Genomic DNA, 16,000 nt, shown 5'->3' on the forward strand with positions numbered 1-16,000 from the left:
ATCCACCGTCAGGGTGGCGGTGGTCCTGGAGTCATTTCCGGTGCCGGAACCCGATGGTTCCAAAAGCCCGCACCGAGTATAAGCCGACTATGGATGGTCCTCCAGGAATCAGGTCAAGACCGTGGATGAAACGACTGCAAACGAGAAGGTCATTAACCGGCTGATCGGTTGTATCAACGACCATCACATTGAGATCATGGACGAGCTGTTCCACGACGATGCGCTCATGCACTGGCCCCAATCCGGAGAACTCGTGCGCGGGGCCGAGAACCGAAGGAGGATCTACGGCGCGTTCCCGCAATTGCCGACCATCACGCCGCGCCGAATGCTCAGCGCCGGGGATCTGGTCATCGCCGAGGCGTCGTTGGATTATGGCGGCCCCAAGTATGAAACGGTGTTCATCTTTGAATTCCGGGCCGGCAAGATTGCCAAGGAAACGGCCTACTGGAGTGAGGCCTTCGACGCACCCCCGTGGCGCGCGCAGTGGGTTGAAAAAATCTAGAGACGGATCCGCGGCTGCGCGTTTCCACAGCGGGCTCCGGAATATGGGCCACCGTCGACGAACACCACGCCCTCGATCACCCGGACATGTTCTCCTGGCCCGAACCCGGTCGGAGGTGCCGGGACGACAGCGGATGAGGGCGGTGGCGAACAAGACCGCTGGTCACGGCCATGGGCCCGCACTCTCAGACTCCCCACCGTTTTCAGGGGTTGGGTCACGCAGCGGGCGCAGATCGGTCACCGGTTCCAGTGTCGGGAAGCTGTAGCGGCCTTCCCGGAGTGGTGCCGCCAGTTGTTGCCTGTGGTTTTCCCTGATTCGGTGGCTGGTGGATTGTGGCCGGGGTAGCGGGGTCGTAGCCGGCGGATGTTTGGTGGGTGAGGCGGGTGGCGTGGGCGACGACGTCGGGCAGGCTCCCGTGGCGTTCGTAGACTTGGCGCTGCCGGCTGGCCCCGGTTCCGTTGCTGAGGATCCGTTCCAGGGACTCCTCGACGTAGGCTCCATCCCCGGCCTCGTCCAGGGCGTCCCGGACATGGTCATGGAGTGCGGAGATGACACGTGTTGCGGTGTCCGGCTTGTGGGTTGTCGGGTGGAGCAGCTCGCCGTGGATGCCCCACCGGCTGGCCCGCCAGGCCCCTTGGCGCAGGATTATGGCGGGAACCAGGTCCGGCGGCTGGCCGGCCGCCCATTCCCGGGCGGCGGTCTCGACCAACGCCCGCACCAACGCGGCAATCAGGACGGTGTCCCGGGCATCGAGGCACACATCGGACACCCTGATCTCCACGGTGGGGTGGCGGGTGGACAGGCGGGCGTCAAAATCAGGATTGATGACAACCCCGGTGCTTGAGAGGTCTTCCACCAGGCCGTGGTAGGCCCGTGCCGATCCGAAGACCTCCGTCGGCCCGGCGGTCGACCACCGGTTCCAGGCCTGGGTGCGGAAGCTGGAGTACCCGCTGTCCGTGCCGTTCCAGAAGGGGGAATTTGAGCTCAACGCAATGAGCGGCGCCAGCCAGGACCTGATGCGGTCCAGGACCGCGACGCCTTCCTCGTCCGAGCCGACGGAAACATGGACGTGGGTTCCGCAGGTCAACTGCTCGCGGGCCGTCAGAGCATGCCTCTGGATGAGAGCGTCATATCGCTCGTTCCGGATTGGGTGGGGTGTGACGGGCAGCGGGGAGGTGGCAAGGGCGGCGATCCTCGCACCGACTTTCCGGGCCAGCGCGTCGGCGTGGGCGCGCCCGGCCCGTATCTCGGCGGCGAGCCCGGCCAGGCTGCTGTGCGGGTGCGTGATGACTTCGAGTTGTTCCTGCTGCAGCTCCGCGGCCAGCACCGCCTGGCCGCCGGGGCCATGGAGGCCCAGCACCTCCGCGGCCAGCGGCAGCGGGAGACCGTTGACGGGATCTACGATCAGGAATTCTTCTTCGACACCAAATGTACGCACCTGACAAGTGTGGCCGAGGATGGCGAAATCGATGGGCCGCGCACCCGTGTCCTTCATTGTTTCCCGACGCACTGTGGGCGCCCCTGGGCCCGCAACCCGATCCGCCCCACCGGACGGACCCGCGGGCCGGTCGCTCAGCCGGCCGTGCCTTAGGCGCCTGCGGGCAGGGCCTCGGGGACGTGCGGCTTGGCGATGCCGGCAAAGGTGAACTTCGCCTCGTCGCCCTCCCCGTCAACGTCCACGGCCACGATGTCGCCGGCCTTGAGCTCGCCGAAGAGGATCTTCTCGGAGAGCTGGTCCTCGATCTCGCGCTGGATGGTCCGGCGCAGCGGCCGGGCACCCATCGCGGGGTCGTAGCCACGGGTGGCCAGCAGGACCTTGGCGGCGGCGGTCAGCTCGATGCCCATGTCCTTGTCCTTCAGACGGCCCTCGAGGCGTCCAACGAACATGTCCACGATCTCGATGATCTCGTCCTGGGTCAGCTGCGGGAACACCACGACGTCGTCAACACGGTTCAGGAACTCGGGGCGGAAGTGCTGCTTGAGCTCCTCCGTGACCCGGGCGCGCATCCGGTTGTAGCCGGTCTGGGTGTCCGTGACGGACTGGAAACCGGTGGCGACGGCCTTGGAGATGTCCCGGGTGCCCAGGTTGGTGGTCATGATGATGATGGTGTTCTTGAAGTCCACCACCCGGCCCTGGCTGTCCGTCAGGCGGCCGTCCTCAAGGATCTGCAGCAGCGAGTTGAACAGGTCCGCGTGGGCCTTCTCCACCTCGTCGAACAGCACCACGGAGAACGGACGGCGGCGCACCTTCTCCGTCAGCTGGCCACCCTCTTCGTAGCCAACGTAGCCGGGAGGGGCACCGAACAGGCGGGACACGGTGTGCTTCTCCGAGTACTCGCTCATGTCCAAGGTGATCAGGGCATCTTCCTCGCCGAAGAGGAATTCGGCCAGGGCCTTGGCCAGCTCGGTCTTGCCGACGCCGGTGGGGCCGGCGAAGATGAACGAGCCGCCCGGACGCTTGGGGTCCTTCAGGCCCGCACGGGTGCGGCGGATGGCCTGGGAGATGGACTTGATGGCCTCGTTCTGGCCCACCACGCGCTTGTGGAGCTCATCCTCCATCTTCAGCAGGCGGCTGGATTCCTCCTCCGTCAGCTTGAAGACCGGGATGCCGGTGGAGTTGGCGAGCACCTCGGCGATGAGTTCCTCATCCACCTCGGCGACATCGTCCAGGCCGCCGGACTTCCACTGGCGCTCCTTCTCGGCGCGCTCGGCAATGAGCTTCTGCTCCTTGTCGCGCAGCGAGGCGGCACCCTCGAAGTCCTGCTCGTCAATGGCCGATTCCTGGCCCGCTTGACGTCGGCGATGACCTCGTCCATGGCCTTGAGCTCCGGCGGCGCCGTCATCCGGCGGATGCGCAGGCGCGCCCCGGCCTCGTCGATCAGGTCGATGGCCTTGTCCGGCAGGAACCGGTCGGAAATGTAGCGCTCGGACAGCGTGGCGGCGGCCGTGAGGGCGCCGTCGGTGATGGACACGCGGTGGTGCGCCTCGTAGCGGTCGCGCAGGCCCTTGAGGATCTCGATGGCCAGGGCCACATTGGGTTCCTGGACCTGGATCGGCTGGAACCGGCGCTCCAGCGCGGCATCCTTCTCAATGTGCTTGCGGTACTCGTCCAGCGTGGTGGCACCAATGGTCTGCAGCTCGCCGCGGGCCAGCATGGGCTTGAGGATCGAGGCCGCATCAATGGCACCCTCGGCCGCACCCGCACCAACCAGCGTATGGATCTCATCGATGAACAAGATGATGTCCCCGCGGGTGCGGATCTCCTTGAGGACCTTCTTCAGGCGCTCTTCGAAGTCGCCGCGGTAGCGCGAACCTGCCACCAGGGACCCGAGGTCCAGGGTGTACAGCTGCTTGTCCTTGATGGTCTCCGGGACGTCGCCGCGGACAATGGCCTGGGCCAGACCCTCCACGACGGCGGTCTTGCCGACGCCGGGCTCGCCGATCAGGACCGGGTTGTTCTTGGTGCGGCGGGAGAGGACCTGCATGACGCGTTCCATCTCGTGCTCGCGGCCAATGACCGGGTCAAGCTTGTTTTCGCGCGCGGCCTGGGTCAGGTTGCGGCCGAACTGGTCCAGCACCACCGAACCGGCCGGGGTGCCTTCCTGCGCGGTGCCGCCGCTGGCCACGGGCTCCTTGCCCTGGTAGCCGGAGAGCAGCTGGATGACCTGCTGGCGGACCCGGGTGAGGTCTGCGCCGAGCTTCACCAGCACCTGGGCGGCCACGCCCTCGCCCTCGCGGATCAGCCCGAGCAGGATGTGCTCGGTGCCGATGTAGTTGTGCCCAGCTGCAGGGCCTCGCGCAGCGAGAGCTCCAACACCTTCTTGGCGCGCGGGGTGAAGGGGATGTGGCCGCTGGGCGCCTGCTGGCCCTGGCCAATGATCTCCTGCACCTGCTCGCGGACACCGTCCAGCGAAATGCTCAGGGATTCAAGTGCCTTGGCGGCAACGCCCTCACCCTCATGGATGAGGCCGAGCAGAATGTGCTCGGTGCCGATGTAATTGTGGTTGAGCATGCGGGCCTCTTCTTGGGCCAGCACGACAACACGTCGGGCTCGGTCAGTAAATCTCTCAAACATTTCGCCACACTCCTAGCTACTGCGTACCTTGATGCTACGCAGAACGCGCCCCCCGTGGGGGCGTGTTCGCCACAGGCGCGATATTGGGCAGCCAGGTTCCCCGGGGGTGTGACTGTTGGTGGGGAAGGGCGGTTTCCTTTCAGCCTCAAATGCCGGTTCCAGACCCCTATGTCGCGGACCATCTGCTGTGCCATGCGGGGCAGCCCAGGATTCGACGTCACCTAGAACCGCCATTCCCAACTGTGAATTGACCGCCAAACAGTCACACCGTTAACACCACGGAAACACGTTTGTCACCGGATCTTTACCTTGGTGGATTTTCTGTAACCTCCCGGCAATCTCGTGGCCTCAGTCCGAAACAATGAGCACCCAAAATTGAAGTATTGACGGTGGGGGACCGGCGCCCCTGGGCCCGGTAGGCAGATTTCTTGAGAAGGGACCACCGGGTGCAAATCACTGCGGGAAACGTCTGGTTGATGGTGTCGGCGGCACTGGTACTCCTAATGACACCGGGACTGGCCGTGTTCTACGGTGGCATGACGCGCGCCAAGGCGGCCCTGAACATGATGATGATGAGCTTTGTCTCGGCGGGCATCGTCGGCGTTGTCTGGGTGCTGTGGGGCTATTCCATGACCACGGGGGAGGGCATCGGCGGCCTGTTCGGCAATCCGTTCGCCAACTTCGGACTGGAAGGGATTGCCGGCACCACGGATCTCATCAAGGCCGGCTTTAGTGCCACGTTTGCCATGGTGACGGTGGCACTCATCAGCGGAGCCATTGCCGACCGGGCCAAGTTCACTTCGTGGGTCATCTTCGTCCCTGTCTGGGTCACAGTGGTCTACTGCCCGCTGGCCTACATGGTCTGGGGTGGCGGACTGATGAGCCACGGCGGAGCCATCAGCGCCGTGTTCGGACAGGTGATCGACTTCGCCGGAGGCACCGTGGTTGAAATCAGCGCCGGCGTGGCCGCACTGGTCCTGGCACTGATCCTGGGCAAGCGCCACGGTTTCGGCTCCGATTCCAGCCAGCGCCCGCACAACATCCCGCTGGTCATGCTCGGTGCCGGCATCCTCTGGTTCGGGTGGTTCGGCTTCAACGGCGGCGCCGCTGCCACGGGTGAGCAGGCCGGGCTAATCCTGATGAACACCATGGCCGCCCCGGCTGCCGCCATGATCGGATGGCTGGTCACCGAAAAGGTCTGCGGCGGCCACCCCACCTCCCTCGGCGCGGCCTCGGGGGTCATCGCCGGTCTGGTTGCGATCACCCCCGCCTGCGCCAATGTGAGCCCGGTCGGCGCGCTGGGGCTGGGACTGGTGGCCGGCGTCGTCGCCGCCCTCGCCGTGGGCCTGAAGTTCAAGCTCGGCTTCGATGACTCGCTCGACGTCGTTGGCGTCCACCTCGTTGCCGGTTTGGTGGGAACCCTGGCACTTGGCTTCATCGCCGTCCCCGTCAACGGGCACGGCGGCGGGCTCTTCTACGGCGGCGGATTCGGGCAACTGATTGCGCAATTGGTGGCCGTGCTGGTCACCATCGCGGTCTCCGGCCTGGCAACGGCAGTGATTGGCCTCGCGATCCACAGGTACTTCGGGTTCCGCGTCAGCCACGAGGATGAGGTGGCTGGGGTGGACGTCTCCGAGCACGCCGAAACCGCCTACGAATTCGAGGGGCTGTCCCAGAGCAAGTTCAACCCCTTCGGCACGCAAGTGCGGGTGCACGCCCCGGTGCACCAGACCGCGGCCGACGAGGCCGCCGTCCCCACCCCCTAGCCTGAAGTTACGCAGGTTAGCTCCAGCTCTACGCTGCCAAAAAGCCGTTTGTCATCCGCCCGGTTTCTTGAAGAAGAAGGCCGCCGCGGTTCCCCAAGCAGCGACGGCGGGCCGGCCACGTGGGGAGGTGGCCGGCCCGCCGTCGTGCAGCCAGGCGCTAGGCCAGGTGGCGCTCGTCGGGGCCGTTGTAGGCGCTGAGCGGGCGGATCAGGGCGTTGGCGGCCCGCTGCTCCATGATGTGCGCCGTCCAGCCGGTGATCCGGGAGGCGATGAAGATGGGGGTGAACATCTCCGTGTCGAAGCCCATCAGGTGGTAGGTGGGGCCGGCCGGGTAGTCGAGGTTGGGCTTGATGGCCTTCGCCTCGTCCATCGCCTGCTCCAGTCCGTCGTACAGGCCCAGCATCTCCGGCCGGTGGAAGTGCGCGATCATCGCATCCAGCGCCGCCTTCATGGTGGGCACGCGGGAATCGCCGTGCTTGTAGACCCGGTGGCCGAAGCCCATAACCTTCTTCTTCGCGGCCAGGGCGTCCTCCATCCAGGCTTTGGCCCGGGCGGCGGCGTCCTCGCGGGACTCCTCGGCGCGGATGCCGATCTCCGTGAACGTGTGCATCACGGCCTCGTTGGCCCCGCCGTGCAGCGGGCCCTTCAGCGCCCCGATGGCCCCGGTGACGGCCGAATGCAGGTCCGAGAGCGTGGAGGTGATGACGCGCGCTGCGAACGTGGAGGCGTTGAAGGAGTGCTCCGCGTAGAGCACCATGGACACGCGGAACGCATCCACCACCGCCGGGGCTGCCTCCTCGCCGAAGGACATCCAGAGGAAATTCTGTGCGTAGTCCAGGTCCGACCGCGGTTCCACCACGTCCTGGCCGCGGCGGCGGCGCTGGTCGTAGGCGACGATGGCGGGGAAGGCGGCGAAGAGGCTTTGGGCCTTCGCCAGCTCCGCGGCGGGGGAGGAGTCCTCCGCCAGCGGATGCCTGGCCCCGATGACCGAGACCGCCGTGCGGCCCACGTCCATGGGGTGACAGTCCAGCGGTAGCAGGTCGATGGTCGCCTTCACCACCGGGTCGAGGGCACGGTGGGACCGTTCAAAGGACGTGAACGCGGCCAGCTCCTCCGCGGACGGCAGCTCGCCGGTCCACAGCAGCAGTGCCACCTCCTCGAAGCTCTTCTTGGCCGCCAGTTCCTGCACCGGATAGCCGCGGTAGAGCAGCGAATTGGTGTCCGCATTGACCTTGGAAACGGCGGTGTAGTCCACCGTGACGCCGGCCAGGCCCTTCTTGATCTCATGTGAGCTCATGGAATGTCTCCTTTGACGCGACAGGGATGATTAGAGGTTGGCGTTGTTTTCGCCGATGTCCAGGCCGGGGATCTGGAAGTTGAAGATGCCGGTGTCGAAACGGTTGTACGCCTCGTAGTCCACCAGATCGTAGAGCCGGGCCCGGGTGAGCATCTCGCCCACCTGCGATTCCTGGGTCCCGTCCGCGGAGATGGCATCGAGCACGCGCTCGGCCGCCCCCATCGCACTGCGCAGCAGGGTCACCGGGTAGATGACCAGGGCGACGCCGGTGCCGGCCAGCTGCTCCCGGGTGAAGAGCGCGCTCTTGCCAAACTCGGTCATATTGGCCAGCACCGGGACGTCGACGGCGTTGCAGACCGCCTCAAACTCGGACAGGTCCTTCATGGCCTCCGGGAAGATGGCGTCCGCGCCGGCGTCGACCAGGGCTTTGGCCCGGTCGATGGCCACCGCCAGGCCCTCGACGGCGCGGATGTCGGTCCGGGCCATGATCAGGAAGTTGGGGTCCCGACGCGCGTCCGCGGCGGCGGCAATGCGCTTGACCGCGGTGTCCAGGTCCACCATGTTCTTTCCGTCCAGGTGGCCGCAGCGCTTCGGATTGAACTGGTCCTCGATGTGCGCCCCGGCCAGGCCTGCGGTCTCCAGCTCCTGGATGGTGCGGGCCACGTTCATCGGCTCGCCAAAGCCGGTGTCGGCGTCGATCAGGCAGGGCAGGTCCGTCATCCGGGCGATCTGGCCGCCGCGGGTGGCCACCTCCGTCAGCGTGGTCAGCCCGATGTCCGGCAGGCCCAGGTCATTGGCCAGGACCGCGCCGGAGATGTACACGCCGTCGAAGCCCTTCTCGCCGATGAGCCGCGCCGAGAGCGGATTGAACGCCCCCGGGAACTGGCGTGCCGCCCCGGGGGTGAGCATGGCGCGCAGGTCCGCGCGCTTCTGCTCCGCCGTCTTGTGCGAGTACAACATCTAGAACAGACCCTTCGGTGCCGCCGCGAGGTCGATGACGCCGGGGGCGGCCTGGATGTTCAGCTGGTCCAGCTCGCCGGCGGCCAGCTCGGGCAGGCGCTCGGCGGCGGCCAGGAAGCGCTCGATCTCCGCCGGCTCCACCAGGCCCTGCGCCAGCGTGCGGAACTTGTTGATGTACTGCGCGCGAGCAAAGGGGCGGGCACCGAGCGGGTGGGCGTCGGCGACGGCGATCTCGTCGGTGATGACCGTGCCGTCGGCCAGCGTGATCTCCACGGAGCCGCCGAAGGCCTTCTCCGCGATGTCGTTGGTGTGGTACCGGCGCGTCCATTCGGCGTCCTCCTCCGTGGTGACCTTGTGCCACAGCTCCACGGTGTCCGGGCGTCCGGCGCGCTCGGGGGCGTAGGAGTCCACATGGTGCCAGGAGCCGTCCTGCAGGGCCACGGTGAAGATGTACGGGATGGAGTGGTCCAGCGTCTCCCGGGAGGCGGTGGGATCGTACTTCTGCGGATCGTTGGCGCCGGAGCCAATCACGTTGTGCGTGTGGTGGCTGGTCTTGATCAGCACGCTGGCCACGTTCTTCGGGTCCACCACCTCGGGGTGCTCGTGGTGCAGCTTGCGGGCCAGGTCGATCAGGGCCTGGGCCTGGTACTCGGCCGAGTGCTCCTTGGTGTAGGTGTCAAGGATGGCCCGCTTGGCCTCGCCCGGGGCCGGCAACGGCACCTCGTAGGAGGCATCGGGGCCGTCCAGCATCCACGCGATGACGCCGTCCTCGCCCTCGTAGATCGGCACGGGGGAGGTCTGCCCGCGCATGGCGCGGTCCGCCGCCTCCACGGCCATCTTGCCCGCGAACGCCGGGGCGTGCGCCTTCCAGGTGGAGATCTCGCCCTTGCGCGACTGGCGGGTGGCGGTGGTGGTGTGCAGCCCCTGGCCCACGGCCTGGAAGATGGTCTCCACGTCCAGACCCAGCAGCGTGCCGATGCCGGCCGCGGCGGAGGGGCCGAGGTGGGCCACATGGTCGATCTTGTGCTTGTGCAGGCAGATGGACTTCACCAGGTCCACCTGGATCTCGTAGCCGGTGGCGATGCCGCGCAGCAGGTCCGCACCCGAGGCCCCCACATGCTGCGCCACGGCCAGGATCGGCGGGATGTTGTCGCCCGGGTGGGAGTACTCGGCGGAGAGGAAGGTGTCGTGGTAGTCCAGCTCGCGGACGGCGACGCCGTTGGCCCAGGCGGCCCATTCGGGGGACACCTTCTCCGCAATGCCGAACACGGAAGCGCCGCTGCCGCCGGTGGACGGGGCGTGGCTGAGCGCCTGGGCGCGGGCGGCCACAATGGGCGCGCGGTTCAGCGAGGCAATGGCAACGGAGGCGTTGTCGATGACGCGGTTGATCACCATGTCGGCAACCTCCGGACTCACGGCCACCGGGTCGGCGGCGACGACGGCGATCTTGTGCGCCAGCTGGTCCTCGCGGGCCAGGTTTTCCTCGCTCTTGTACACACGGACGTGGTGCTGCGTAACCATAAGGGGTCCTCTCAGGAAGTGCCGGTCAAATCGTGGGCAGGGGCTGGCTGGATGCCAGCAGGTACTGCAGGCTGTTGTCCAGGTGGACGGTGGTGGCGGCGCTGGCGACGGCGGCCCGGCCGTTCGCGATGGCCAGGGCGATGGTGCTGTGCTCCCGTGCCGCCGCGGCCAGCCGGACGGTGTTGTCCCGGGACAGGCGGCGGATGCGCACCAGATGCACGCGCAGGCTCTTGAGGGCCTGGGCGAGGTAGGAGTTGCCGACGGCGTCATCAATGGCGCAGTCCAGGGCGCCGGCGAGCTCGTAGTAGCCGTGCCGGTCCGGGTCCCCGTCGGTGAGCAGAGCTCCGGCGTTCTCCAGTTGCAGGTGCAGGTCCAGGAAGACCTCGCGGTCGCCGCGCTCGCAGGCCAGCTCGGCCGCCCGGCATTCCAGTGCGGAGCGCAGTTCAAAGAGTTCCCTGACATGGTCCATGGAAATGTCGGTGACCACTACGCCGCGGCCCTTTTGCGGTTCCGCCAGCCCCTCGGCGTTGAGCCGGGCCAGGGCCTCGCGGATCGGGGTGCGGGACACGCCCAGGCGCTCGGAAAGTTCCACCTCGGCCAACACCGTGCCGGGCGGCAGGCGCCATTCGATGATGTCGCTGCGGAGGGCCGCATAGGCCTTGTCGCTGGCGCGCATGCCGGCCTCCTTTGGACGACTGGGTGGATGGATTCCGGCGGTGGGCGGGGGGCTTGCCGCCCGGTGGACTGCATCATCAGTGTATACAAACAAGCGCCATTTTGCCACGAATTTCGAAATCCTCCGTCGAAGATTCATCAAATGTATACACAAACCCTTGTTGACGCCGGAGCGGGAACGCTAGTATGGCTGGCATCACAACGGTGTGGAGGAGAGAATCCATGGTGGGATCCAGCTATCGGGAGCAATACCGGCGCAGCCTTGCCGATCCGGACGGGTTCTGGCGGGACGCCGCCGGAGCCGTGGACTGGGACACCGCCCCGGAGGTGGTGCACAGCGAGCTCGAGGCCCCCATTTCCCGCTGGTTTCCCGACGGCACCATGAACACCTGCGCCAACGCGCTGGACCGCCATGTCGCGGCCGGCCGCGGCGGGGCGGCGGCGCTCATCTACGATTCGGCCATGCTGGGCAGCTCGCGCGGCTATTCCTACGCGGAACTGGCGGAGCTGGTGGCGCGCTTTGCCGGGGTGCTCCGTGCCCACGGCGTCGGAAAGGGCGACCGGGTGGTCATCTACCTGCCGATGATCCCGGAGGCCGTGGTGGCCATGCTGGCCTGTGCCAGGCTGGGGGCCGTCCACTCGGTGGTCTTCGGCGGCTTTGCGCCCGCCGAGCTGGCGGCCAGGATCAGGGATGCCGCCCCCGCCGTCGTCGTCACGGCCTCCGGCGGTCTGGAGCCGAACCGCAAGGTCGAGTACCTGCCCGCCGTGCACGAGGCCCTGGCGCTGGCGGGCGCGCCGCACACCCCTGTGGTGGTCAAGGTCCGGGACGGATTCGCCACCGCGCCGGCGAGCCTGGACTGGACCTGGCTGGACTGGGATGCCGCCATGGCGGGAGCGCAGCCGGCCGCGCCCGTGCCGGTGGCCGCGACGGATCCGCTCTACATCCTCTACACCTCCGGCACCACGGGGACGCCCAAGGGCGTGGTCCGCGACAACGGCGGGCATGCCACGGCCCTGCTGTGGACCATGAAGAACCTGTACGGCATTGGCCCCGGGGACGTGTGGTGGACGGCCAGCGACGTGGGCTGGGTGGTGGGGCACTCCTACATTGTGTACGGCCCGCTGCTGGCCGGAGCCACCACAGTGCTCTACGAGGGCAAGCCCGTGGGGACACCCGATGCCGGCGCCTTCTGGCGGGTCATTGCCGAGCACAAGGTCAAGGCGCTCTTCACCGCCCCGACCGCCCTGCGTGCCATCCGCAAGGCCGATCCCGCGGCGGCGGAGCTGGCGAAGCACGACGTCGGAAGTCTGGAAACGCTGTTCACCGCCGGTGAGCGGCTGGACACCGACACCTTCCATTGGGCCAGCGATGTGCTGGGGGTGCCGGTGGTTGACCACTGGTGGCAGACGGAGACCGGCTGGGCCATCTGCGCCAACCCGCGCGGCATGGATCCGCTGCCCATCAAGGCCGGATCGCCCACCCTGCCGATGCCCGGCTACGACCTGTGCATCCTGAACGGCCAGGGAGCACCGGTGGCCACGGGGGAGGAGGGCAACATCGTGCTGCGCCTGCCGCTGCCGCCGGGCACCCTGACCACGCTCTGGCACAACGACCAGCGCTACATCGATTCCTACCTGCGCGCCTTCGAGGGGTTCTACGCCACCGGGGACTCCGGCTACCAGGACGAGGACGGCTACGTCTTTGTGATGGGACGGACGGATGATGTCATCAATGTCGCGGGGCACAGGCTCTCCACCGGATCCATCGAGCAGGCCCTGGCGCAGCATCCGGCCGTCGCGGAATGCGCCGTGATCGGTGTGGCGGACCAGCTCAAGGGCCAGCGGCCCAGCGGCTACGTGGTGCTCAAATCCGGGGTGGTGATCGACCCCGGGACGCTGGAAGGCGCGCTGGTGGCGCTGGTGCGCCGGCTGATCGGCCCCGTGGCGGATTTCAAGAACGCCACGGTGGTGGAGGCCCTGCCCAAGACGCGCTCCGGCAAGATCCTGCGCAAGACGATGCGCCAGATTGCCGACGGCGAGGACTACGTGGTGCCCTCCACCATCGAGGATCCCTCGGTGATCGAGGCGCTGGTCCCCGTGCTGCGCCCGGCGCAGACCTAGCCGGGCGCTTTGGCTGCGAAGCCTTCCCCTAGATCCTGATGACGATCCGGCAGTACAGCCATCCGCATTCCAGGCAGTACAAGCGTCCATGGACGCGGATGCATCCGATCGTCAGTCCCACGGCGTCGGGATGGCCAGGGAGCACCAGAACCAGAGTCTGCCCTTGCTGATCCTGGCTGGCCCCACGTTGTTCGGTGCCACCGACCCAGGTAATGGGCATTCGCTTCCACGCGGCCGGCGGCCTCAGGCCGAGTTCATCGACAAGATGGCTGACATCGTCCCCGGGCTTGGGCCGGCGGACCGTCAATGCGCTGATGAAAGCATGCAGAAACTGTTCGAGTTCTTTCACGTCCCGCAGGGAATCGGCTAGAGGATCACTTGTGTCCACCGGAACCTCCCTCAATTTGCCTCCAAGTCTACGACCGATTTGCGTTGATTTCATTGGATTTTCGGGGAAAGAAACTGCCTGTCGCAGGAAATGCCTTGCCCGTGAATTGAGGGAATGGGTTGCCGTTTTCCGGATATCCACGCGCCCTTGACAGGGTCCGCAATCGGGCGAACCATAACGAGTAATTGGTTGCATGGGAGCGAATTCGGCCGCTGGGGGCGCGCATTGTCTGAGGTGCCGGTGCGGATCGCACGTGCGCCTCAGGGGCGGGGCTTTGCAGAGGATTTGGACCATGACTACTTTCACCCGGGTTGGCGACAGCGGAGCATTGGCCGGTGCCGCCACCAATATCACTATTGAGGAACTTGGTTTCTTTTCGCTGACGGCGGTGCGGACCGGATCGGGCAGCCTGAAACTGATCAATTGGAGCACCGGTGGCCCGGGTCCAGTTACCCGCGACTCCGACAGCGATGGCCAGGCAGGGGCCGTGAGTGCAATTGCCGTCACGAGAAACCGGAACCTGACAGTGACCGCCGTCCGCGACGGCAGTGGAGACCTGCTTCTCATTTCCTGGGACGACGGGATCGGTGCGGGCCCCATCGCCCGGCTCAAGGACACCCACGGCAAAGCTGGTGCGGCCAGCATTGTCACCATAGTGCCCGGCCCGTCGAAAACCGCAGCGGATCTGGTCACGGCGGTCCGGGCCGGCAACGGCTCCCTGAAGCTCATCAGCTGGAGCCTGGACAACGCCACGGGAACCATGACCCGCTTGGGCGACAGCGGCGACCAGGCCGGCGCGGTGAGCCTCATCGCGGTCTCGGTCCCGACGCCCAATGTTGTGCTAACGGCGGTCCGGGCCGGCAACGGCAACCTCAAACTCATCAGCTGGGGCGTTTCCGAAGACGGCCACAGCATTTCGCGGCTGGGCGACAGCGGCGACCAGGCCGGCGCGGTGAGCGAAATTGCGCTGGCGGGGGTGGTCACGGCGGTGCGGGCCGGCAACGGCTCCTTGAAGCTCATCAGCTGGCGGATCTCGTCTGATGGCACACAGATCCAGCGGCTCCACGACAGCGGCAGCCAGGCTGGCGAGGCAACCTGCATCTGCATTTCCCGCTTTGGGGACGCGAGGTTTGTCACGGCGGTGCGGGCCGGCAACGGCTCCCTGAAGCTCATCAGTTGGGACATCGATCCGACCAGCGGAACCATCCACAGAACGGGGGACAGCGACGACAAGGCCGGCGCGGTCAGTGAAGTCGCCTTGGCCGTTCCCGGCGGAAACAACATCACGACTGCGGTGCGCGCCGGGAATGGGACATTGAAGCTCATTACATGGCGGATGGAAGGCTGACACCAGCCGTGCCAGCGCTCCGTGCCCCGAGCGCCACCAACCTTCGGTCCGGGTACTGCTACCCGCGGGCCTGCCGCCGCTGGTCGGCAAAGATGCGCGATCGCTCGGAGGAGAGTGCCAGCAGCAGCAGGATGTCCAGCGTCAGCCCCACCAGATTGGTTTCGAAGGCAAGCAGCGGGTTGCCCCATGCCGTCTGGATCCCTTGGAGGGCTATCGCCCCGGTGGTGAGGGACATGGCCAGGGTCCTGGCCCGGCGGCTGCCCCGGAAGACGGCCGCCGCCAGGGCGGCCTCCAACACCGCGAACAGGGCAAACGCGGCGCCGGTCCAGGCCACGGCCGTGGCGTCCACACCCACCAGGGTGATGTCCCCGGGCGCCAGGAACAGTGTGAGTGCCAGCTCCATGCCTTCGAGGGCGCCCGCGGCCAGGAAGAAGGCGCCGGCCACGGTGGAGGGTGGCCGCCTGGCTCCGGCCGGCGCGGCCGGTGCCGGTTCCGCGGCCGGTGCGTGGACCATGCGGACGTCCACGATGGGCAGGTCGCCGTCGGTGGCGATCGCATCGCCGCCGCCGTTGCGGGAATGGTAGCCGGTGGAAAAATCGCGGATCACCTCGACGGAGATGGGTGCCGGCCCGGCCGCCAGCGAGGCGAGGACATAGTCCCTTTCGACATCGATGTTCTTCTCGATCTTGTGGGTGATCTGCAGGGTGAAGAGCGAGAACCCCACGCTCTTGTCGAAGGTGCCCGCGGCGAGCCAATCGACCCCGACGCCGCCGGGCAGCGCCAAAACCTGATGTGGTGCCGCTTGCCCGGACTGCCGTCGACCTCCTGCTGGTAGGCAAAGTCCTGCTGCCGGCCAAAGAGCAGCAACGGGCTGACCGGAGCCTCAAGGTAGCTGCGCCGCCGCAGCGTGGAGGTGACGATCCGCCACCCGCTGGCCAGCGTCAGGTTGTCGGCGCGAGTCCAGCCGGCGCCGGACATGGCCGCCTGCACCTGGGCCCCGGAGCCCCGGAGGCCCACGTTGACGGGATCCCCGAGCAGGCCGTCGCTGGTGCGGGTCCGGCCGATGAAATAGGCGGGGACGTAGATCTGCGTGAGGATGCGGTGGATCCGGGGCAGCACCAGGTACGCCACCAGGACCCAAAAGACGCCCAGGAACCACAGCTGCCCCCACCCCCAGCCAAAACTGGCCCGGGCCAGGGAGGCGGCCAGCCAGAGGGCCGCCGCGCCGCCGACGACGAAAAAGGCATGGTCCAGCACTGTATAGCGCCGCATGCCCGCACCCCGTGGCGGAGCCGCGGCAGCCACGTCCGCTGGAGTCCCGTCCCGCTGCGCCATGGGGGCCATGCT

10 protein-coding genes and 2 pseudogenes are annotated in these 16,000 nt (G+C 67.0%); 4 read left to right on the forward strand and 8 right to left on the reverse strand.

Features of this window, described 5'->3' with window-relative positions:
• Positions 1 to 121: 121 nt before the first annotated feature.
• A complete protein-coding gene (locus ACQCSX_RS00085; protein ID WP_427017114.1) occupies positions 122 to 502 on the forward strand; it encodes a nuclear transport factor 2 family protein in 381 nt (126 codons plus the stop codon).
• A gap of 214 nt (positions 503 to 716) precedes the next feature.
• Here the strand turns inward: ACQCSX_RS00085 and ACQCSX_RS00090 are convergent, their stop codons facing one another.
• Positions 717 to 1,940, reverse strand: a complete 1,224-nt coding sequence (locus ACQCSX_RS00090; RefSeq protein ID WP_427017115.1) for a carboxylate-amine ligase — start codon at positions 1,938 to 1,940, stop codon at positions 717 to 719.
• A 149-nt stretch (positions 1,941 to 2,089) separates the two neighbouring features.
• A pseudogene (locus ACQCSX_RS00095) lies at positions 2,090 to 4,577 on the reverse strand (ATP-dependent Clp protease ATP-binding subunit).
• A 446-nt stretch (positions 4,578 to 5,023) separates the two neighbouring features.
• Here ACQCSX_RS00095 and ACQCSX_RS00100 point away from each other — a divergent pair.
• The gene (locus tag ACQCSX_RS00100; RefSeq protein ID WP_427017116.1) at positions 5,024 to 6,343 is read left to right on the forward strand and encodes an ammonium transporter; all 1,320 of its coding nucleotides are present in this window, start codon (positions 5,024 to 5,026) and stop codon (positions 6,341 to 6,343) included.
• A 157-nt stretch (positions 6,344 to 6,500) separates the two neighbouring features.
• On the opposite strand, the gene ACQCSX_RS00105 is transcribed toward ACQCSX_RS00100, so the two are convergent.
• The 4 genes from ACQCSX_RS00105 to ACQCSX_RS00120 are packed head-to-tail and all read right to left on the reverse strand — an operon-like array spanning position 6,501 to position 10,797.
• Positions 6,501 to 7,640 (reverse strand): bifunctional 2-methylcitrate synthase/citrate synthase, encoded by a 1,140-nt coding sequence (locus tag ACQCSX_RS00105; RefSeq protein WP_427017117.1) that lies wholly within the window; start codon positions 7,638 to 7,640, stop codon positions 6,501 to 6,503.
• A gap of 30 nt (positions 7,641 to 7,670) precedes the next feature.
• Positions 7,671 to 8,600 carry a methylisocitrate lyase gene (prpB, locus tag ACQCSX_RS00110; RefSeq protein ID WP_427017118.1) on the reverse strand — a complete coding sequence of 310 codons (930 nt, stop codon included), beginning with the start codon at positions 8,598 to 8,600 and terminating at the stop codon, positions 7,671 to 7,673.
• The gene (locus tag ACQCSX_RS00115) at positions 8,601 to 10,121 is read right to left on the reverse strand and encodes an MmgE/PrpD family protein (RefSeq protein ID WP_427017119.1); all 1,521 of its coding nucleotides are present in this window, start codon (positions 10,119 to 10,121) and stop codon (positions 8,601 to 8,603) included.
• A 25-nt stretch (positions 10,122 to 10,146) separates the two neighbouring features.
• Positions 10,147 to 10,797, reverse strand: coding sequence for a GntR family transcriptional regulator (locus tag ACQCSX_RS00120; protein ID WP_427017120.1), 651 nt, complete (start codon positions 10,795 to 10,797; stop codon positions 10,147 to 10,149).
• Positions 10,798 to 11,018: 221 nt separating this feature from the next.
• Between ACQCSX_RS00120 and ACQCSX_RS00125 the strand changes: the two genes are divergently transcribed.
• On the forward strand, positions 11,019 to 12,917 hold the full coding sequence (locus tag ACQCSX_RS00125) for an AMP-binding protein (protein WP_427017121.1): 1,899 nt from the start codon (positions 11,019 to 11,021) through the stop codon (positions 12,915 to 12,917).
• 28 nt (positions 12,918 to 12,945) lie between these two features.
• On the opposite strand, the gene ACQCSX_RS00130 is transcribed toward ACQCSX_RS00125, so the two are convergent.
• Positions 12,946 to 13,266 (reverse strand): hypothetical protein, encoded by a 321-nt coding sequence (locus tag ACQCSX_RS00130; RefSeq protein WP_427017122.1) that lies wholly within the window; start codon positions 13,264 to 13,266, stop codon positions 12,946 to 12,948.
• Positions 13,267 to 13,597: 331 nt separating this feature from the next.
• Here ACQCSX_RS00130 and ACQCSX_RS00135 point away from each other — a divergent pair, with 331 nt between their 5' ends.
• The gene (locus ACQCSX_RS00135) at positions 13,598 to 14,653 is read left to right on the forward strand and encodes a hypothetical protein (RefSeq protein WP_427017123.1); all 1,056 of its coding nucleotides are present in this window, start codon (positions 13,598 to 13,600) and stop codon (positions 14,651 to 14,653) included.
• Between the two features lie 58 nt (positions 14,654 to 14,711).
• Here ACQCSX_RS00135 and ACQCSX_RS00140 read toward each other — a convergent pair.
• A pseudogene (locus tag ACQCSX_RS00140) lies at positions 14,712 to 15,997 on the reverse strand (LssY C-terminal domain-containing protein).
• Positions 15,998 to 16,000: the final 3 nt, after the last annotated feature.

It is taken from the genome of Pseudarthrobacter sp. P1 (assembly GCF_050156935.1).
Lineage (GTDB): Bacteria > Actinomycetota > Actinomycetes > Actinomycetales > Micrococcaceae > Specibacter.